The organism is Burkholderia sp. 9775_39 (assembly GCF_015712225.1).
GTDB classification, from domain to species: domain Bacteria; phylum Pseudomonadota; class Gammaproteobacteria; order Burkholderiales; family Burkholderiaceae; genus Burkholderia; species Burkholderia cenocepacia.
Genome location: NZ_JACCQC010000019.1, coordinates 1 through 20404, shown reverse-complemented (window position 1 = coordinate 20404; position 20404 = coordinate 1). Strand labels below are relative to the sequence as shown.

Here is a 20404-nt window from a genome sequence, read left to right as displayed (position 1 = left end):
CCATCATGACGACCCGACGATCGATCCCCTTCGGCCTGATGCTGCAAGGCGCAGGCAGCCACATGAACGCGTGGCGGCATCCGAGCAACCCGCCCGACGCGAGCATCAACCTCGATTTCATGATCGGCGTCGCCCGCAAGGCGGAAGCCGCCGGCATCGCGTTCGCGTTCGTCGCGGACGGCCTCTACATCAACGAGAAGTCGATCCCGCATTTCCTGAACCGCTTCGAGCCGCTGACCGTGCTGTCGGCGCTCGCGGTCGCGACGAAGAAGATCGGGCTCGCGGGCACGATCTCGACGTCGTACAGCGAGCCGTTCACGGTCGCACGCCAGCTCGCGTCGCTCGACGCGATCAGTGGCGGGCGCGCCGGCTGGAACGTCGTGACGACGCCGCTCGAAGGCACCGCGAAGAATTTCGGCAAGGCGCACCCGGATCACGAACTGCGCTACGAAATCGCCGACGAATATCTCGACGTCGTGCAGGGCCTGTGGGACAGCTGGGACGACGATGCATTCGTGCGCGACCGCGCGAGCGGCCGCTTCTTCGATCGCGACAAGCTGCATACGCTCGATCACCACGGCCGCTTCTTCCAGGTCGCGGGCCCGCTGAACATCCAGCGCTCGCCGCAGGGGCAGCCGGTGATCTTCCAGGCCGGCTCGTCCGACACCGGGATCGGCCTCGCGGGCAAATACGCGGATGCCGTGTTCACGCATTCGCCGTCGATCGACGAAACGGCCGCGTTCACGCGGCGCGTGAAACAGAGCGCGATCGAGCACGGGCGGCAGGCCGGCGACGTGAAGATCTTCCCCGGCGTCGGGCCGATCGTCGGCCGCACGGCCGCCGAAGCGGAGGACAAATACCAGGCGATCCGCGACCTGCTGACGATCGACGAGGCGCTCGCGTACCTCGGCCGCTATTTCGATCACCACGACTTCACGCAGTACCCGCTCGACGCGCCGTTCCCGGAACTCGGCGAGCTCGGCCGCAACAGCTTCCGCTCGACCACCGACCGGATCAAGGCCGATGCGAAACGCAAGGGCCTGTCGCTGCGCGAGACCGCGCTCGCGGTCGCGACGCCGCGGCCGAACTTCATCGGCACGGCCGAGCACGTCGCCGACGAACTGATCCGCTGGCACGACGCGGGCGCCGGCGACGGCTTCATCCTCGGTTTCCCGGTGCAGGCGCAGGGCGTCGACGATTTCATCGAACTCGTGATTCCGGTGCTCGAGGCGCGCGGCCGCTACAGCCGCGACCTGCCCGGCGCGACGCTGCGCGATCACCTCGGTCTGCCGCGCAAGGCGAGCCGCTACGCGACGCCCGGCGCCGCACAGGAAGCGGCGGCCGAAGCGCACGCCTGACGCCGCCGCGCCGCCCGTGCGCGGCGCGCCCGCCGATCGATCGATTCGAGGATTCCCACGACATGAGCGACACGACCCATCTCGGCGGCGCGCTGCCGCCGCTCTCTTCCCCCGGCGCTCGCGAGCCCGGCACGCGTTTGCGGATCGTGCCCGCGCGCCACCGGTCGCGCACGGCCGGCACCGTGCTCGCGCTCGTGCTGATCGCGCTCACGCTGCATTCGATTCTCGGCAACCCGCAGTGGGGCTGGCCGGTGTTCGCCGAATGGTTCCTGTCGCCGCCGGTGCTGTCGGGGCTCGCGCGCACGCTGGTGCTGACGCTGCTCGGCGCGGTGTTCGGCTTCGTGCTCGGCGCGTTCGTCGCGCTGGCCCGGCTGTCGCGGTCGCGCCTGCTGTCGGCCAGCGCATGGACCTTCGTGTGGCTGTTCCGCTCGATTCCGCTGATCGTGCTGCTGCTGATCCTGAACAACCTCGGCTACCTGTACGAGCACGTGCGGCTCGGCGTGCCGTTCACCGACATCGTGTGGTTCGACACGCCGACGACCGACCTCATCAGCCCGTTCCTCGCGGCCGTGCTCGGCCTCACGCTGAATCATGCGGCGTTTTCCGCGGAGGTGATCCGCGGCGGCATTCTCGCGGTCGACCAGGGCCAGCTCGAAGCCGCCGCCGCGCTCGGGCTGCCGCGCGGCCGCCAGACGTCGCGGATCGTGCTGCCGCAGGCGATGCGCGCGATCCTGCCGACCGCGTTCAACGATCTGATCACGCTCGCGAAAGGCACGTCGATGGTGTACGTGCTCGCGATGCCGGAGTTGTTCTACACGGTGCAGGTGATCTATCGCCGCAACCTCGAAGTGATTCCGCTGCTGATGGTCGCGACCGTCTGGTACCTGATCATCCTGACCGTGCTGTCCGCGATCCAGGTACAGGTCGAGCGGCACTATGCACGCGGCGCGCTGCGCAACCCGCCGCCGTCCGTGGTCACGTTCGCGCTGGCGCGCATCGGCGGGCTGTGGCGGCGTGTCACGTCGCGCCGCACGGCCTCGATCGCCCGTGCACGAGGCGAGGCCGGCCCGTCTGCCGATACCGTGGCCGCGGTGTCGCGCACCGGCGGCGAAGTGGCCGTCCATGGCGTGTCGAAGCAGTTCGGCATGCAGCGCGTGCTCGACAATGTGTCGTTCGTCGCGCCGCGCGGCAGCGTGACCGTGATCGTCGGGCCGTCCGGCTCCGGCAAGTCGACGCTGCTGCGCACGATCAACCATCTCGAACGCGTCGACGACGGCTTCATCGACATCGACGGCGAGCTGATCGGCTATCGCCGCGACGGCGACGTGCTGCACGAGCTGAAGGAGCGCGACGTGCTGAAGCGGCGCACGGCCGTCGGCATGGTGTTCCAGAACTTCAACCTGTTCCCGCACCTGACGGTGCTCGAGAACCTCATCGAAGCGCCGGTCGCCGTCGCCGGCGTGACGCGCGATGCGGCCGAGCACAGCGCACGCGCGCTGCTCGCGCGGGTCGGCCTCGCGGATAAGGCCGATGCGTACCCGCGCCAGTTGTCCGGCGGCCAGCAGCAACGTGTCGCGATCGCGCGGGCGCTCGCATTGCGGCCGAAGGTGCTGCTGTTCGACGAGCCGACGTCGGCGCTCGATCCCGAACTCGTGAACGAAGTGCTCGACGTGATCAAGGAACTCGCGCGCTCGGGCACGACGCTCGTGATCGTCACGCACGAAATCGGCTTCGCGCGCGAAGTGGCGGACAACGTGCTGTTCATGGAACGCGGGCGCATCGTCGAGGCCGGGCCGCCCGCCGCCGTGCTCGATGCGCCGTCGCATCCGCGCACCCGCGCGTTCCTGTCGCGGGTGCTGTGATGCGCGCCGCTTCCGACTCGCGGGGTGCCGCACGATGACCGATCGACGCCAGTTCATCACGGCCGCGCTGCTCGCGGCATCGGGCCTGCCGTGGCAGGCGGCACGCGCGGCGGCGGCCACCGCCGACCTCGACCCGCGCCAGGCCGGCCGCCCGCGCGCCGGCCCCGACGACGCGGCCATCCGCGCGGCCAGCGGCTACCGCTGGGTGCGCGACGGCGCGTTCACGGTCGCGATCTCGCCGCACGCGCCGCCCGTGTCGACCTATGCGACCGACGCGCGCACCGTGGTCGGCGCCGATCCCGACTATGCGCAGCTCGTTGCCGACGCGCTCGGCCGCACGCTCGTGCTGCTGCCGATCGCGTGGGCCGACTGGCCGCTCGGGCTGACGTCCGGCAAGTACGACGCGGTGATCTCGAACGTCGGCGTCACCGAAAAGCGCAAGGAGAAATACGATTTCACGACCTACCGGCTCGGGCTGCACGGCTTCTACGTGCGCACCGCCAGCCCGATCGCGAAGATCGCGGAGCCGAAGGACATCGCGGGTTTGCGGATCATCACCGGCGCCGGCACGAGCCAGGAGCGCATCCTGCTCGAATGGAGCAAGCGCAACGTCGCGCAGGGGCTGAAGCCGGCCGAGCTGCTCTATTTCGACGACGATGCGACGGCGCGCGTCGCGCTGCTGTCGGGCCGCGCGGATGCGGAGCTGAACCCGAACGCGTCGCTCGCGTACGAGGCCGCGCGCACCGGCAAGATCCGTCGCGTCGGCGTCGTCAATGCGGGCTGGCCGGCGAATGCGGACGTCGCGATCGCGACGCGCCGCGGCAGTGGGCTCGCGCCGGCGCTGACGCTCGCGACCAATGCGCTGATCGGCAACGGCCGCTACGGGCAGGCGCTCGCGCGCTGGGGTTTGCAGAGCGAGGCGATCGCGCGGGCGGAGACCAATCCGCCGGGGTTGCCGTCGTTCTGAGCGTTCAAGGCAAGCGCCCCGGCATGCCGTGATGGCGATGCCGGGGCGCGTCAACGTGCGGCAGTTCGGCGGGTTCGCCTACGCCGGCACCGCCGCCCGATAGCGGTCGAGCTCCGCAACATGCGCGTGAATCGCCGGGATCAGGTCGCGCCCGTAGGCCAGCGCATCGTCGAGCGGATCGAAACCGCGAATCAGGAACGTCGATACGCCGAGCCGGTAGTACGCGCCGAGCGCCCGCGCGACCTGCTCGGGCGTGCCGACCAGCGCGGTCGAATTCCAGCGCGCGCCGGTCAGGTTCGCAACGCCCATCCACAGCCGTTCGTCGAGCACGTCGCCCTGCGCGGCGGCGGCCATCAGCCGCTGCGAGCCCGCATTCTGCGGCGCGTGACCGGCGATCGGCTGACCGTTCGCGAGCCGCGCCGCACGCACGCGTTCGCGGATCGCCTCGGCCTTTTCCCACGCGGCCGCCTCCGTATCCGCGACGATCGGCCGGAACGACACGCTGATGCGCGGCGCCCGCCCGAACGGCGCGGCGGCGGCCCGCACGCGCGCGATCTGCTCGCGCACCGCGTCGAGCGGCTCGCCCCACGTCATGTAGACATCCGCATGCTCGCCCGCGACGGCGAGCGCGGCCGGCGACGAGCCGCCGAAATAGATCGGCACATGCGGCCGCTGCGCGCCCTTCACGACCGGCGACGCCCCGCGCAGCCGGTAGAACGCGCCATCGTGATCGACCGGCGCATCGGCCAGCCAGATCCGTTTCAGCACGTCGAGATATTCGCCGGTGCGGCGATAGCGGGCATCGTGCGGCACGAAATCGCCGTCGCGCTGCAGATCCGCATCGTCGCCGCCGGACACCACGTTCAGCGCCAGCCTTCCGCCGCTGAACACGTCGAGCGTCGCTATCTGCCGCGCGGCGGCCGACGGCACGATCACGCCCGGCCGGTGCGCGAGCAGGAGACGGATGCGCGCGGTCGCGGCGGCCGCGAACGACGCGACGATGAAGCCGTCCGCCGCGTTGCTGAAATGGCCGATCAGGATCTGGTCGAAGCCGGCGGCTTCGTGCGCCTGCGCGAAGCGGCGCACGTAGTCCGGCTGGACGGCCGCGCCGCCCGGTACGTCGACCTCCGCGCCCGGTGTCGCGGTGATCATGCCGACGATGTCGACTGGCATGTCGGGATGTCCTCGGGTATGTCGATCGGGAAGCGCGGGAATCGTGCAGCGGGCCGCACGGTCACTGCGCGGCGGCGGTCTTCTGCGCAGGCGCCGCGAACGCGCCCGCATACGAGCGGTCGAGCAGCTTCGACGTGTCGTACGCGGCCGGAATCACGCCGGACTTGTGCAGGAAGTCGGCCGTGTTCTGCGCGTCCTTCGCGGCCGTCTCGTCGACCGGGCCGACGCGCTGCCGAGCATTGTTGAGCCAGCGATACGCGACGTCGGGTTCGAGATTCGCGCGCTTCGCCCACAGGTCCGCGTACTCGCGCGGATGGCTGTCGACCCACTGGCGTGCGGCCACCACGCGCCGCAGGAAGTCGGTGATCTCCGCGCGCTTGCCCGAGGCGGCCTGCTCGTTCGCGGCGACGAAGCTCAGCGCCGGCATCAGCCCCTGCGCGGTCGTCACGGGCCGCGCGCCCTGCCGTAACGCCAGCGTGCTGACGAACGGCTCCCACAGCGACACCGCATCGACCGAACCGTTCGCGAGCGCGTTGGTCGCGTCGATCGGCATCAGGTACGCGTACTTCACCGAATCGGCGCGCAGGCCCGCGTGTTCGAGCGCGCGCAGCACGAGTTGCTGGCTCCAGGCGCCGCGCCATACCGCGATGGTCTTGCCCTGCAGGTCGGCCACGGTGCGCACCGGCGAGCTTTTCGGCACGAGGATCGCGACGCCGTCGAGACTCTGCCGCGACACCGCGACGACCTTGACCGGCGCGCCGCGCGCGGCCAGCGTGAGCAGCGCGGAATCGCCGAGGAAGCCGAGGTCGATCGCGTTGCCGTTCAGGCTTTCGGCGACCGGCGCGGCGGCCTGGAAGTGCTTCCATTCGATCGTGTAAGGCAGGTCCTTCAGCACGCCGGACGCTTCCATCGATGCCTGGATGTTGAAGTAGTTCTGTTCACCGACGCGCAGCGTGACGGTGTCCTTGGCGATGCCCGGCTGCGCGGCAAGCGCCAGCAAGAGCGCCGTGACGATTCGGCTCAGCAACATGATCTCCCGGAAGGTTGGCGGGCGGCCGCGCGACGGCGACGCCCTTGGTCCGCCGTGCGCGACCGCCGGCGGAACGGATGGAACCGGTGAAGATACGTCGATCCACTTCATGACACAAACGCAATATTCTTCTATGCAAAGATGCAAATATTTTATGAAGCACGCGCGTGCGGCCGCCGCTTCGCCGCCGGCCGCCGCCGCCGCGTGAAGTTCGAACGATTCCTCGATAGATATTTCGCACGCGAAACACATTACCGACTATATTTCGCATACGAAATAACTGCCCGAGCGAGGACGGCCATGACCTCCGAACCCATCGAATTTTCCGCCGCCGACGGCTACGTACTGCACGGCACGCTGTGGTCGCCGGACGCGCCGCCGCGCGCGCTGGTCCTGATCCATCCGGCGACGGCCGTGCCCGAGCGGCTGTATGCGGGCTTCGCGCGCTTCCTGACCGAGCGCGGTTTCGCGGCGCTGACCTACAACTATCGCGGCATCGGCGCATCGCGGCCCGCGCGGCTGCGCACGCTGCAGGCCCGCATGCGCGACTGGATGGAGCTCGACGTGGGCGCCGCGACCGCGTGGGCCCGGCACACGCATGAAGGGCTCCCGTTGCTGGCGGTCGGCCACAGCGTCGGCGGACACGCGATCGGGCTGTCCGGCGCGACGACGCATCTGCGCGCGGCCGTGCTCGTCGCCGCGCATGCGGGCAGCACGCGGCTGATCGCGCAGGCGGCCGAACGCGTGAAGGTGCGGCTGATCCTGCGCGTGCTCGGCCCGCTGACGTCCGCGCTGCTCGGCTACGTGCCCGGCAAGCGGCTCGGGCTCGGCGAGGATCTGCCGGCCGGCGTGTTCCGCGAATGGAGCCGCTGGACGACGCTGCCGCACTACTTCTTCGACGATCCGACGCTCGGTGCGGCCGAGCGCTTCTCGAAGCAGCAGTTGCCGATCCTCGCGCTCGGCTTCGACGACGATCCGTGGGCGAATCCGGCCGCGATCGGCCTGCTGGTAAGCTATCTGACCCGCGCGAAGGTCGAACGCCGCCAGATCGATCCGCGTGCGGCGGGCAGCGGCCCGGTCGGGCACATGGGCTTCTTTCGCAGCCGGCCCGGCACCGTGCTGTGGCCCGACGTCGCCGACTGGCTCGCGCAGGCGCTCGACACGCCGCGCGCCGCGGGCCGCCCCTCCCTTTTCATTGCAGCCGGGAACCCAGCTTGAGCGAAGACCGACGACTGTTTTTCATGTTGAACATCGGCCAGCGGCGCGTGCAGCGCTGGATCGACCGCAAGGCCGAAACCGAGACGCGCGCGAGCGCCGCGCAGGCCGGCGTGCTGTTCTGTCTCGCGAAACAGGACGGCGCGCTGATCGGCGAAGTCGGCGCGACGCTGCAACTTGCGCCATCCGCGATGACGGGCCTCGCCGACCGGATGGCGAAAGCCGGCCTCATCACGCGTCATGCCGATTCGGACGACGGCCGCGCGACGCGGCTGTACCTGACCGACGACGGCCACGCGGCACTCAAGCGTGCGCGCGTGCTGCTGCGCGAACTCAACGGCAAGCTGTGCGACGGGTTTTCCGACGACGAACTCGACGTCGTCGCGCGCTGGCTGCATGCGTTGCAGGAGCGCTTTCCGGCGGAGCGCTGAACCGCGCTTCACGCGCGCGCGGCCGGCGTGCGCGCGCATCAATCGCAAGCGATTGCGATTCGCGTTTTCGATTCGATTTTCATGCCGCGCAACGGCAAAACTTGCGGGCCCGATGCGCGCTTTCGGCAACGCTTTCCGGCTACGTCCTGTTACAAAAAACCGCCTGTCGCGCGGCATTCGAATCGCCTACATTGCAATCCACTTCGACACATTCGTCGCATGCCCGGACTGGCTTTCCCGTCGGGTCGACATCGCAGACACACCCGACAAGCAATGAAAAGAAGAGGAGTCTTAACCGAAGCGCTGGCGGCATCCAGCGCACGCGGATTGCGATGACTGAAACGGCATGCTGAACGGCACGCAACGACACGCGGCATGATTGCCGCGCCCCGGCTCGCGTTGTCTCGTCGTGCCCCGCCATCGCATTCGCCCCTCACCGAGGAGTCGTCCATGCGACGCATGATCGTGTCCCATCCGCTTGTCACCCGCCTGTCCGCCGCGATGGCGCTGGCCGCCGCTGCCGCGGCGCACGCCGAACCCGTCGTCGTCTCCGGCCCCAGCCCGTTCGCCGCGTGCACCATCGGCGGCCCGGGCACCAACTACGTGAATGCAGAAGTCGAACCGTGGCTCGCGGTCAACCCGGCGAACCCGAACAACATGATCGGCGTGTGGCAGCAGGACCGCTGGTCGAACGGCGGCGCCCACGGGCTCGTCGCCGGCTACACGTTCGACGCCGGCGCGACCTGGGCGCGCACGCCGCAGCCGTTCAGCGCATGCGCGCCGGGCGGGCTGAAATACGAGCGCGCGTCCGATCCGTGGGTATCGTTCGGGCCGGACGGCACCGCGTATTCGGTATCGATCTCGTTCAACCAGTCGAACAACGCCAACGCGGTCGGCGCGTCGGTCTCGACCGATGGTGGGCAAACGTGGAGCAGCCCGGCCGTGCTGATCGCGAACGACGAACCGACGACGCAGTTCTTCAACGACAAGGAATCGGTGACCGCCAACCCGGTGAAGGCCGGCACCGCGTACGCGGTATGGGACCGTCTCGAGCTGCCGAACGGCAATCCGTACGCGAACCTGCACACGAAGGCGTACCGCGGGCCGACGCTGTTCTCGAAGACGACCGACGGCGGCAAGACGTGGAGCGCCGCGAAGGTCATCGTCGACGTGCCGTCGCGCCAGCAGACGATCGGCAACCAGATCGTCGTCGATCCGAAGAGCGGCACGCTCTACGATTTCTTCGACCTGATCCAGCCGCCGTTCAGCAAGGCGGCCGGCAAGGTCGCGTTCATCAAGTCGACCGACGACGGCGCGACGTGGACCCAGCCGCAGGTGATCGCCGGACTGCAGACGGTCGGCGTCACGGATCCGAACACCGGCGAACCCGTGCGCACCGGCGACATCATTCCGGAACCCGCGATCGATCCCGCATCCGGGCAACTCTATGTCGTGTGGCAGGACAGCCGCTTCAACGGCGGCGCATACGACGAGATCGCGCTATCGACGTCGAAGGACGGCGGCGCGACCTGGAGCACGCCGCAACAGGTGAACACGCCGACCGGACGCCCGGCGTTCAATCCGTCGGTGCGCGTCGACAACACGGGTGCGGTGATGGTCACGCACTACGACTTCCGCGACCTGCAGGCCGGCAACACGACGACGCTGCCGACCGGCTTCTGGCGCAAGATCTCGCACGACGGCGGCGCCACGTTCGCCGACGAGCGGCGCGTCGGCGGCCCGTTCGACATGAAGCTCGCGCCCAATGCCGAAGGGTTCTTCATCGGCGACTACCAGGGGCTCGACGTCCTTCCGTCGTCGTCGTTCCATCCGTTCTTCGTGCAGACCAACGCGGGCAACCTGACGAACCGCACCGACGTGTTCTTCGCGCCGTAACGCGAGCCCGACCATCTCGCCGCCGCCCCGCCGCCATGCGTCGCGCGGCGGCGGGCGCAGGTCCCGCGCCTCAATGCATGTCGGTCAGCACGATGCGCCCGTCGACCTTCCCTTCCCGCAGCTTCGCGAATACGTCGTTGATGTTGCCGAGCCGGTCGCGGTGGATGTGCGCGCGCACCAGGCCGTCCGCCGCGAAATCGAGCGATTCCTGCAGATCGCGCCGCGTGCCGACGATCGACCCGCGCACGGTGATGCCGTTCAGCACGGTCGAGAAGATCGGCAGCGGGAAATCGCCCGGCGGCAAACCGTTGAGCGCCACCGTGCCGCCGCGCCGGACCATCCCGAGCGCCTGCGCGAACGCGCTGCGCGACACGGCCGTGACGAGCACGCCGTGCGCGCCGCCGATTTCCTTCTGGATCACTGTTGCGGGGTCGTCGATCGACGCGTCGATCGTCAGGTGCGCGCCCAGTTGCCGCGCCAGCGCGAGCTTGTCGGGGGAAATGTCGATGGCCGCGACGTGCAGGCCCATCGCCCGCGCATACTGCACGGCCACGTGCCCGAGGCCGCCGATGCCGGAAATCGCGAGCCACTGGCCCGGGCGCGTGTCGGTGACGCGAATGCCCTTGTAGACCGTGACGCCCGCGCACAGGATCGGCGCGATCTCGTCGAACGCGACCTGCGCGGGCAACTGGCCGACGTAGTCGGGATCGGCCAGCACGTATTCCGCGTAGCTGCCGTTCACCGAATAGCCGGTGTTCTGCTGCCCATGGCAGAGCGTTTCCCAGCCCGTGCAGCAGTACTCGCAATGGCCGCAGGCCGTATAGAGCCACGGCACGCCGACGCGATCGCCCTCGCGCACGTGCGTGACGCCCGCGCCGACCGCCGCGACGATCCCCACGCCTTCATGGCCCGGGATGAACGGCAGCGACGGCTTGACGGGCCAGTCGCCGTCGGCCGCGTGCAGATCGGTATGGCAAACACCCGACGCCTTGATGTTGACGAGAATCTGGCCGGGCCCCGGTGCCGGAATCGGCACTTCCTCGATGCGCAACGGCGCGCCGAACGCGTGTACCACGGCCGCTTTCATGGTCTGGGTCATGCGTCGCTCCTGTCTGGTCGATGAGCGACTCAGTATCCGGTTCCGGAATCGGAGCACGTTGATACGCGTCAACGCATCGGAACGGATGCAGCAACCGACCCGACGCGCCACGATCGGCATCGTTCGACGTGAAAGCTCGAGCCGTCGACCGCTCGCCGCCCCGCCGCTCGCGCCCCCCCCTTTCACCGCTCCGACGGAAACCCGACGAGATCCCGCCATTCGGCTTGGAATTTGACATGATATAACATATCATCTCGCGTGCTCGTCCGCCTGACGCCGTCCCGACCCGGTGGCCGAGCCTCGCCGAGCCATGTTCCAACGGGTCATTGCGCGTCATAGACGCAACAATATATCGTATCCAGCGGTGACCCGCATCGCTCGTTATCCGATCCGATTCCAACCGATTCACCGACCATGCGCGACCTCCCTCGCTTACCGCTTCGCCCGCTCTCGTCCCTGTCGCTGATGCTGTTCGCCGCCGTCGCCCACGCGCAGACCGATGCACCGGGCGCGTCCGGCACGCCCGCCAACGCATCCGCGCCGCTTGCACCGATCTTCGTGACCGCGAACCCGCTCGGCGACACCGAACTGATCGCCCCGACCGTCCAGCTCTCCGGCGATGCGCTGACACGCCGCCAGGCCGATTCGCTCGGCGAAACGCTCAACGGGCTGCCCGGCGTGTCGACCACCACCTACGGGCCGATGGTCGGCCGGCCGATCATCCGCGGGATGGACGGCGACCGGATCCGGCTGCTGCAGAACGGCGTCGCGGCCTATGACGCGTCGTCGCTGTCGTACGACCATGCGGTGCCGCAGGATCCGCTGTCGATCGAGCGCGTCGAAATCGTGCGCGGGCCGGCCGCGCTGTTGTACGGCGGCAACGCGGTGGGCGGCGTGGTCAACACGATCGACAACCGGATTCCGCGCGAAGCGATCCAGGGGGTGACCGGCGCGCTCGACGCGCGCTACGGCGGCGCGAATTCCGTGCGTGCCGGCGCCGCGCAGGTCGAAGGCGGCAACGGCCGCTTCGCATTTCACGTCGACGCGTTCGATCGCGAAACGAGCAAGCTGCGGATTCCCGGCTACGCGCGCAGCAGCCAGCAACGCGCGATCGACGGTCCCGACACGCCGCAACCGGAAGGCAACGTGCCGAACAGCGACGGCCGCGTGCACGGCGGTGCGGTCGGCGCGTCGTATACGTGGGCGGACGGTTTCGCAGGCCTGTCGTACAGCGGCTACGAATCGAACTATGGCTCGGTCGCGGAAAGCGACGTGCGGCTGCGGATGCGCCAGGAACGCCTCGCGCTCGCCTCCGAGGTGCGCAACCTGAGCGGGCCGTTCACGACGCTGAAATTCGATTTCGCGTACACCGACTACCGTCACAAGGAAATCGACAACGGCGAGACGGCGACCACCTTCCGCAATCGCGGCTACGAGGCGCGCATCGAGGCGCGCCATCGCAAGATCGGGCCGTTCGAAGGCGCGATCGGCGTGCAGTTCGGCCAGAACACGTTCTCGGCGCTCGGCGACGAAATGCTCGTGCCGTCCACGCGCACCAACAGCGTCGCGCTGTTCGGCCTCGAGGAATGGCAGGTCGTCCCGGCGCTGAAGCTGAGCCTCGGCGGCCGCTTCGAGCATGTGAAGGTCGATCCCGATCCGGCCGGCGTCGAGAAATTCGCGGGCGCGCAGCCGCGCGACTTCAACGCGGGCAGCCTGTCGGCCGGCGCGCTGTTCACGCTGACGCCGGTCTGGTCGATCGCGGCGAACGTCGCCTACACCGAACGCGCGCCGACCTTCTACGAGCTGTATTCGAACGGCCCGCACGATGCGACCGGCCAGTTCCTGATCGGCAACCCGAACGCGTCGAAGGAAAAGGCCGTGTCGACCGACCTGTCGCTGCGCTATGCGAGCGGGCCGAACCGCGGCAGCGTCGGCGTGTTCTACAACCGCTTCTCGAACTACCTGACCGAGTACAACACCGGCCGCGTCGTGGACGACGACGGCGAACCGGTCGCGCCCGGCACCGACGGCTCGCTCAACGAGGCGATCTACCGCGGCGTGCGCGCGGAGTTCTACGGCATCGAGCTGGACGGCAAGTGGCGGGCATTCTCGCGGCGCGGCCACACGGTCGATCTCGAACTGACGGCCGACTACACGCACGCGCGCAACGTCGACACGGGCCAGCCGCTGCCGCGCATCGCGCCGCTGCGCGCGACGCTCGCGGCCGACTACGGTTACGGCCCGTTCGGCGCGCGCGCGCAGGTCACGCATGCGTGGTCGCAGCATCGCGTGCCCGACGACGACTTCTCGACGGACGGCTATACGTCGCTCGGCGTGATGCTGACGTACAAGTTCCGCGTCGGTCCGACGCACTGGCTCGCGTACCTGCGCGGCGACAACCTGACGAACCAGGAAATTCGCTACTCGACGTCGGTCGTGCGCGGCTTCGCCCCGCAAGGCGGCCGCAGCGTGATGGCCGGATTGCGCACCACGTTCTGACCCTCGCACGGCTCGCGGCGCCCGCCGCGAGTCTTTTGCCGGCGCGCCCCCGAACCGCCCGCGCCTTTCCATTTATCCGTCAATCGATCGCATCGTTTCGCATTGAAACGCACGCCGGATCGCGCCCCAATTCATCCGCAACGAAATTCCGTTATTCACCGGTAAATCAGAAAGAAATCATCAGACAATTATTATAAAGAAGATGGTTTTTGTTTTATCAGTAAAACCGGTTTCAAATCCCCCGCATAACGCATTGAATAAATGCCCTCCCGGCAGCTTATTGATCGGGATCAAGAATGCCCGAGCGACAAGGCTTTCATCACTCGAAAAACGAATATCAGGGTTTTCGAAGGGTAAAGAATCATCGCGAATACCCGTTAAAGCCGGCACGAGCCCGTATCTGGTCGAACTAATAAATTCCATTTGCCAACCACACGCACGGGGGCCCAAACGTGAAAATCGCCAGAATGAGCATCAAAACGAAACTCCTCGGCGGCTTCGGCCTGCTCGCCGCAGTCGTCGTGATCGTGTCGGGCATGGCTCTCAAGGCACTGTCCGACACGAACGCCGAGTTTTCACGCTACATGAACGGCATCAACGCACGGGCGAACCTGTCCGCGCACATCCGCACCGCGGTCGACCGGCGCGCGATCGCCGCGCGCAACCTCGTGCTCGTCACCCGGCCGGCCGACGTCGAGGCCGAGCTGGCCGAGGTGAACCGCGCGCACAAGGACGTGCAGGACCATCTCGCGAAGCTCAAGGAACTCATGGCGAACGCGACCGACACCTCCGATCGCGCACGCGAACTGGTGGCCGACATCGTGCGCATCGAAACCCGCTACGGGCCCGTTGCACTGCGCATCGTCGGGCTCGCGCAGGCGGGCAAGAAGGACGAGGCAATCGCCGACATCGACGACAATTGCCGCCCGTTGCTCGCGCAACTGGTGCGGGCGACCGACGCCTATGCGACTTATACGCACGAACGCGAAACCGAGATCGCGCAGGCCTTCGCGGATCGCTACACGGTCGAGCGCAACCTGCTGGCCGGCATCTGCCTGATCGCCGTCGCGATCGCCGCCTGCGGCGGCCTGTGGCTGACCCGCAAGATCACGGTGCCGATCAGCGCGGCCGTGGACGTCGCGCGCACGGTGGCGAACGGCGATCTCGGCAGCCGCATCGAGGTGCGCGGCAACGACGAAACGCGCGACCTGCTCGACGCGCTGCGGACGATGAACGAACGGCTGATCGGCATCGTCGGCCGTGTACGCGACTCGTCGAACAGCATCGCGCACGCCGTCAGCGAGATCGCGTCGGGCAACCTCGACCTGAGCCAGCGCACCGAGGAACAGGCCGCGTCGCTGCAGGAAACCGCGGCGACGATGGAGGAATTCACGTCGACGGTGCGCCTGAACGCGGAAAACGCGCAACAGGCGAGCACGCTCGCCGCGAATGCGTCGGACGTCGCGCACCGCGGCAGCTCGGTGGTCGGCCGCGTGGTCGACACGATGACGGAGATCGGCCACAGCTCGTCGAAGATCGCCGAAATCACGGGCATCATCGAAGGCATCGCGTTCCAGACCAACATCCTCGCGCTCAACGCGGCGGTCGAAGCCGCGCGCGCGGGCGAACAGGGCCGCGGCTTCGCGGTCGTCGCGAGCGAGGTGCGCAATCTCGCGCAGCGCTCGTCGACGGCGGCCAAGGAAATCAAGGAACTGATCACCGCGTCGGTACAGACGATCCGCGACGGCTCGGCGCTCGCGGGCGAAGCCGGCAAGACGATGTCCGACGTCACGCAGGCCGTGGCGCGCGTGACGGACATCATGGGCGAGATCGCGGCCGCGTCGGCCGAGCAGAGCCGCGGCATCGACCAGGTGAACCTGACGATCACGCAGATGGACGAGACGACGCAGCAGAACGCGGCGCTCGTCGAGCAGGCGGCGGCCGCGTCGAAGTCGCTCGAGGCGCAGGGCCGCGAGTTGTCCGAAACGGTCGCCGCATTCCGGATGCCGTCCGGCGCACATGGCACGTCGCCCGGCGCGCATGCGCAGGAAGCCGGCCCGCGTCACTGGCAGCCGGCTGCCGCGTAACGGCGGTCGCGAACGAGACGGCGATGCGCACGCTGTTTCGCTTGTGCGCGTGCGCCGCGCTGGCGCGCACCGGACGATGCGCGGCCACGCGCGGCACGCGATGCGGCAGCGCGTCGTCGTCACCCGATAACGCGTCCGGAAGTACGCATGCACGGCGACGCGCATCGCCGCTGCGTGCGACGCGTTTCCGGCACGCGCGCGTGTAGGCCGACACGCCGCGCAGCACAGCCGCATTCCGCATCGAAGGTCAGTGCCGCCGATTCGCGTGCCGTCATGCGCGCACATGGATCGCCGAAAAAATCGCCCGCCATGCGCGCCACGCGCCGCCTGGCCTTGCACACATTGCGTCCGCAGCCGTGCGCAAGTTTCGGTCCCGCTCCCGCATCGCGCGTTGCCGCGCCGTCGTCACCGATACCGCGCGACAGGCGGGTCCACCTCGTCCGTCGACACAGACTTTTAAAACGCACGAATGACGAGTATCCTAAAAAAAGCACTTCTCGACCGGACGGCGAATCGCATGCCCTGACTCCCGTCCGATCGCCATGCGGCCCCATCGTATCGCGCAGCGCGCGCCGATGGCGGCGTCTGCCTCTCGCGCCTTGGCCGCACGAACCTTCCCCCAACAATCGTCAGGAGAGCTGGTGAGCCGACTCGTCGTCGTATCCAATCGCATCGCAGATCCCCGTAAAGCCGCGGCCGGCGGCCTCGCCGTCGCCGTGAAGGACAGCCTGCAGGAAACCGGCGGCGTCTGGTTCGGCTGGAGCGGCAGGCTACGCGGCGGCGACGATCAGGCCGCGCGGGGCGACGACGTGCAGATCCAGAACGTCGGCGGCATCCAGCTCGCGACGATCGATCTCGATCCGCAGGATTACGACGCTTACTACCTCGGCTACTCGAACAACGTGCTGTGGCCGGTGTTTCACTATCGGCTCGACCTCGCGCAGTTCGATCGACGCTTCGCCGACGGTTACCGGCGCGTGAACCAGCTGTTCGCGCGCAAGCTGAGCACGCTGCTGCGGCCCGACGACGTCATCTGGGTGCACGACTACCAGCTGATTCCGCTCGCCGCCGAGCTGCGCGCGATGGGCTGCACGAATCCGATCGGCTTCTTCCTGCATATCCCGATGCCGCCGCCGCCGATCATGGCCGCGATCCCGGAACACGAATGGCTGATGCGCTCGCTGTTCGCGTATGACCTCGTCGGCTTCCAGACCGAATCGGATCTGCTGCACTTCGAGCATTACGTCGAGGCGGAAGCCGGCGCGGCAAGGTTGCCGGACGGCCGGCTGCGCGCGTTCGGCCGCACGCTGTCGGCCGGCGCGTTCCCGATCGGCATCAACGTCGACGAGTTCGAGTCGCTCGCGCGCGATCGCGACGGCCTCGACATGTTCGAGCGGATGCGCGACGAATATTCGCGTCGCCAGTTGCTGGTTGGCGTCGACCGGCTCGATTACACGAAAGGGCTGCCGCAGCGCGTGCATGCGTTCCGCCAGCTGCTCGAACAGTATCCGGAGAACCGCGACCGCGCGACGCTGATCCAGATCGCCGCGCCGAGCCGCGAGGATCTCGGCGCGTACGACGACCTGCGGCGCGAGATGGACAGCCTGTGCGGCGCGATCAACGGCGACTACGGCGAGCTCGAATGGATGCCGATGCGCTACATCCACCGCACCGTCGCGCGCAAGCGCCTGCCGGGCCTCTACCGCGCAAGCCGGGTCGCGCTCGTCACGCCGCTGCGCGACGGGATGAACCTCGTCGCGAAAGAGTTCCTCGCCGCGCAGGACGCGGCCGACCCCGGCGTGCTCGTGCTGTCGCGTTTCGCGGGCGCGGCCGAGCAACTGAAGTCGGCGCTGCTCGTCAATCCGTACGACACGCAGGGCACCGCGCAGGCGATCCAGCGCGCGCTCACGATGCCGCTCGAAGAGCGCCGCCAGCGTCACGCGGCGCTGATGGCGATCATGCGCAAGACCGACGTGCACTGGTGGCGCACGCGCTTTCTCGAAGCGCTCACCGAAGCGGCCGAAGTGGCGGCCGCGGCCGAATCCTGACGCGCTGACGCGCGCTCACGCGCCGGTCGTCGCGCATTCGAGCACGACGCCGTTTGCATCGCGCGCGTCGACCGAAATCGGGATGCGCGCGCATGCTCCCGGTCACCACGCAATACGCATCGAACCGATCGAGCGCGCGCGTCGCGGCCGCGAGGCCGGCCCAGGTCCGGCCGACCGACCGGCGCACGGCCATCGCGCCCACGCACACCCTGCCCGCTTCGTTCCGCACCATATCGACATCGACATGCGCGGTGACCGGCTGCGGATCGACGTGCTGCCGCTCCAGCGCAAACTCCACGCGGCGGCTTCACCGATCGGGTTCGTGCGGCCGGCCGTACGCGACGAAATCGCGCTCGACCGCCGACGCCTGCTCCGTTTCGATCGCGCCGCCGCGCGCGCCGGCATCGTCACCGGGCGACGCCGACGTGGCCGACGACGGTTCGACGCGCCCGTCGATCAGCGCCTGCAGCCCGTCGCGTTCGAGCACCTCGCATTGCAGCAGCCGTCGCGCGATGCGTTCGAGCGCGTCGCGCCGTTCGCCGAGCGTCGCCGCGACGCGCACATGCGCATCGGTCAGCAGCGTGCGCACCTCGTCGTCGATCATGCGCGCGGTATGTTCGCTGCAGCGGCCGTCGGCGCCATGCCATGCGCCCGGCATGCCCTGGCGCGCGTCGCCGTCGTCGAACGTCGCGAGCCCGATCTTCTCGCTCATTCCGTATTGCATGACCATGTGGCGCGCCATCGCGGTCGCGCGTTCGAGGTCGTTCTGCGCGCCGGTCGACACATCGCCGAACACGAGTTCTTCCGCCACGCGCCCGCCGAGCAGCGCGTCGATCCGGTCGAGCAACTCGCTGCGCCGCAGGACGTAGCGATCCTCGGTCGGCACCTGCTGCGTGTAGCCGAGTGCGGCGACGCCGCGCGGAATGATCGACACCTTCTTCACCGGGTCGCAATGCGCGCGGCTTTCCGCGACGAGCGCGTGGCCGGCTTCGTGATATGCGATCGTCAGCTTCTCCTGCTCGTTCATCACGCGGCTCTTGCGCTCGAGGCCCGTCAGCGCGCGGTCGATCGCTTCGTCGAAATCGGCCATGCCGATCGCCGGCTTGCCGAGTTCGGCCGCATGCAGCGCGGCCTCGTTGACGACGTTCGCGAGATCGGCGCCGACGAACCCCGGCGTGCGCGACGCAAGCTCGCCGAGATCGACGTCGGCCGCGAGCTTCACGCGCTTCACGTGCACGCCGAGGATCTGGCGGCGGCCGTTCACGTCGGGCCGGTCGATCGCGATGTGGCGATCGAAACGGCCCGGCCGCAGCAGCGCGGGATCGAGGATCTCGGGCCGGTTGGTCGCGGCCATGATGATCACGCCGGAGCCGGCCTGGAAGCCGTCCATCTCGACCAGCAATTGATTGAGCGTCTGTTCGCGCTCGTCGTTGCCCGACATCGGGCCGACGCCGCGCACCTTGCCGAGCGCATCGAGCTCGTCGACGAACACGATGCACGGCGCCTTCTGCTGCGCCTGCTCGAACAGGTCGCGCACGCGCGCGGCCCCCACGCCGACGAACATCTCGACGAACGCCGAGCCGCTGATCGAGAAGAACGGCACGGCCGCCTCGCCGGCCACCGCGCGCGCGAGCAGCGTCTTGCCGGTGCCGGGCGCGCCGACGACGAGCACGCCTTTCGGGATCTTGCCGCCGAGTCGCTGGTAGCGATCGGGGTTACGCAGGAACGCGACGAGCTGCTGCAGTTCGGCCTTCGCTTCGTCGATGCCGGCGATGTCGTCGAACGTGATGCCGGTTTCCTGCTGCACGTACACGCGCGCCCGGCTCTTGCCCATCCCGGTGAAGTCCTGCAGCCCGCCGCGCTTGCGCAGCATCATGTTCCACACGAACACGAGCAGCATGAGCGGCAGCAGCCACGATGCGAGCGACGCGATCCAGCCGGTGTCGGGCGTGCCGTGATAGCGGATGCCGGCGGCGGTCAGCGTGTCGATCAGGTGTTCGTCGGTCACGCGGCTGGTCGTGAAGCGCCACGGCGTGCCGGCCTGCTGCACGACCGCGGCGTCGGACGCCGGTAGCAGCGTGCCGGCCTGCGGCATCTTCAGCGTGCCCGAGATCGACGCGGGGCCGACCTCGAGATCGTCGACCAGCCGCGCGGCGACGAGCCGGTGGAAATCGCTGTATGCGATCGGTGTCGACGTCGGATGCAGCATCAGCAACTGCGCGGCGAACAGCACGAAGAAGCCCGCCGCGATCAGCAATCCCGGGTAGTCGAATTTCCTGTCCATGGCATCGGGCCGGCCGTATCTGCTGCGCGGCGTGCGCTCACGCCGGCACGCGCGCGCAACCGGTACGCGGCCGCGGCAGCCATGCGAAAACGCCATGCATCCACGTCATCGTCGCCTCGCTGTCTCGCGTCGTTCGTCGCATCGATGCCGCCTCGGCAACCCGGGGGCCGGCGTCGCCGGGCGATCCTCGCCCGGGCGGCGCGCCGCGACGCGCCGCCCCTGATTCCAGTCTAGTTCGCGCGTGGACGTCGCGCAGCGCTCGCGGCGCAAGCGTCGAATCGTCCGACAAACGGCTTTCATCCGCCCCCTTGCCGCGCTATAGTCGCGTTCATGACATTTTTGTGACAGTCGCATCGTGCCGCCGCGCGCGATGCCGGCCGTTGCATCCCGCGCCGCATTCGCCGCAGCCCGCGCGGCCGCCGGGCGCGCATCGAACGACCAGCCCACCCGCCCAC

The 20404-nt window shown here is 68.6% G+C and carries 15 protein-coding genes; 9 read left to right on the top strand and 6 right to left on the bottom strand.

The window, feature by feature from the left end:
• Nucleotides 1-5: 5 nt before the first annotated feature.
• From H0X90_RS23950 to H0X90_RS23940, 3 genes are all read left to right on the top strand, one after another.
• Nucleotides 6-1358 (top strand): LLM class flavin-dependent oxidoreductase, encoded by a 1353-nt coding sequence (locus tag H0X90_RS23950; protein WP_059722778.1) that lies wholly within the window; start codon nt 6-8, stop codon nt 1356-1358.
• A gap of 62 nt (nt 1359-1420) precedes the next feature.
• Complete coding sequence (locus H0X90_RS36225) at nt 1421-3220, top strand: amino acid ABC transporter permease/ATP-binding protein (protein ID WP_077188788.1); 1800 nt, start codon at nt 1421-1423, stop codon at nt 3218-3220.
• 34 nt (nt 3221-3254) lie between these two features.
• The gene (locus H0X90_RS23940) at nt 3255-4187 is read left to right on the top strand and encodes an ABC transporter substrate-binding protein (protein WP_006494830.1); all 933 of its coding nucleotides are present in this window, start codon (nt 3255-3257) and stop codon (nt 4185-4187) included.
• 78 nt (nt 4188-4265) lie between these two features.
• Here H0X90_RS23940 and H0X90_RS23935 read toward each other — a convergent pair whose 3' ends face one another.
• Together H0X90_RS23935 and H0X90_RS23930 are read right to left on the bottom strand one after the other, a co-directional pair.
• Nucleotides 4266-5360 carry an LLM class flavin-dependent oxidoreductase gene (locus tag H0X90_RS23935; protein WP_077188789.1) on the bottom strand — a complete coding sequence of 365 codons (1095 nt, stop codon included), beginning with the start codon at nt 5358-5360 and terminating at the stop codon, nt 4266-4268.
• Between the two features lie 61 nt (nt 5361-5421).
• A complete protein-coding gene (locus tag H0X90_RS23930) occupies nt 5422-6390 on the bottom strand; it encodes an ABC transporter substrate-binding protein (protein WP_060263913.1) in 969 nt (322 codons plus the stop codon).
• A gap of 300 nt (nt 6391-6690) precedes the next feature.
• On the opposite strand from H0X90_RS23930, the gene H0X90_RS23925 reads away from it, so the two are divergent.
• From H0X90_RS23925 to H0X90_RS23915, 3 genes are all read left to right on the top strand, one after another.
• Nucleotides 6691-7608 (top strand): alpha/beta hydrolase, encoded by a 918-nt coding sequence (locus H0X90_RS23925; RefSeq protein ID WP_077188790.1) that lies wholly within the window; start codon nt 6691-6693, stop codon nt 7606-7608.
• Nucleotides 7605-8036: a MarR family winged helix-turn-helix transcriptional regulator gene (locus tag H0X90_RS23920; RefSeq protein WP_006483055.1), complete on the top strand. Its 432-nt coding sequence runs from the start codon at nt 7605-7607 to the stop codon at nt 8034-8036. Before H0X90_RS23925 ends, H0X90_RS23920 begins: the two co-directional genes overlap by 4 nt.
• A gap of 450 nt (nt 8037-8486) precedes the next feature.
• Nucleotides 8487-9932 carry a sialidase family protein gene (locus H0X90_RS23915; protein WP_060263915.1) on the top strand — a complete coding sequence of 482 codons (1446 nt, stop codon included), beginning with the start codon at nt 8487-8489 and terminating at the stop codon, nt 9930-9932.
• Nucleotides 9933-10002: 70 nt separating this feature from the next.
• On the opposite strand, the gene adhP is transcribed toward H0X90_RS23915, so the two are convergent.
• Nucleotides 10003-11031, bottom strand: a complete 1029-nt coding sequence (gene adhP / locus H0X90_RS23910) for an alcohol dehydrogenase AdhP (protein ID WP_006483046.1) — start codon at nt 11029-11031, stop codon at nt 10003-10005.
• Between the two features lie 414 nt (nt 11032-11445).
• Between adhP and H0X90_RS23905 the strand changes: the two genes are divergently transcribed.
• Nucleotides 11446-13530: a TonB-dependent receptor gene (locus H0X90_RS23905; protein ID WP_012493345.1), complete on the top strand. Its 2085-nt coding sequence runs from the start codon at nt 11446-11448 to the stop codon at nt 13528-13530.
• A 180-nt stretch (nt 13531-13710) separates the two neighbouring features.
• On the opposite strand, the gene H0X90_RS23900 is transcribed toward H0X90_RS23905, so the two are convergent.
• The gene (locus H0X90_RS23900; RefSeq protein ID WP_127447482.1) at nt 13711-13953 is read right to left on the bottom strand and encodes a hypothetical protein; all 243 of its coding nucleotides are present in this window, start codon (nt 13951-13953) and stop codon (nt 13711-13713) included.
• Between the two features lie 44 nt (nt 13954-13997).
• Here H0X90_RS23900 and H0X90_RS23895 point away from each other — a divergent pair, with 44 nt between their 5' ends.
• Together H0X90_RS23895 and otsA are read left to right on the top strand one after the other, a co-directional pair.
• A complete protein-coding gene (locus H0X90_RS23895) occupies nt 13998-15617 on the top strand; it encodes a methyl-accepting chemotaxis protein (RefSeq protein ID WP_077188791.1) in 1620 nt (539 codons plus the stop codon).
• A 641-nt stretch (nt 15618-16258) separates the two neighbouring features.
• Complete coding sequence (otsA, locus tag H0X90_RS23890; protein WP_006483013.1) at nt 16259-17665, top strand: alpha,alpha-trehalose-phosphate synthase (UDP-forming); 1407 nt, start codon at nt 16259-16261, stop codon at nt 17663-17665.
• Here the strand turns inward: otsA and H0X90_RS23885 are convergent.
• Both H0X90_RS23885 and ftsH read right to left on the bottom strand, forming a co-directional pair.
• Nucleotides 17625-17963 (bottom strand): hypothetical protein, encoded by a 339-nt coding sequence (locus tag H0X90_RS23885; protein WP_227739702.1) that lies wholly within the window; start codon nt 17961-17963, stop codon nt 17625-17627. The genes otsA and H0X90_RS23885 overlap by 41 nt on opposite strands.
• 9 nt (nt 17964-17972) lie before the next feature.
• Nucleotides 17973-19949, bottom strand: coding sequence for an ATP-dependent zinc metalloprotease FtsH (ftsH, locus tag H0X90_RS23880; RefSeq protein WP_077188792.1), 1977 nt, complete (start codon nt 19947-19949; stop codon nt 17973-17975).
• Nucleotides 19950-20404: the final 455 nt, after the last annotated feature.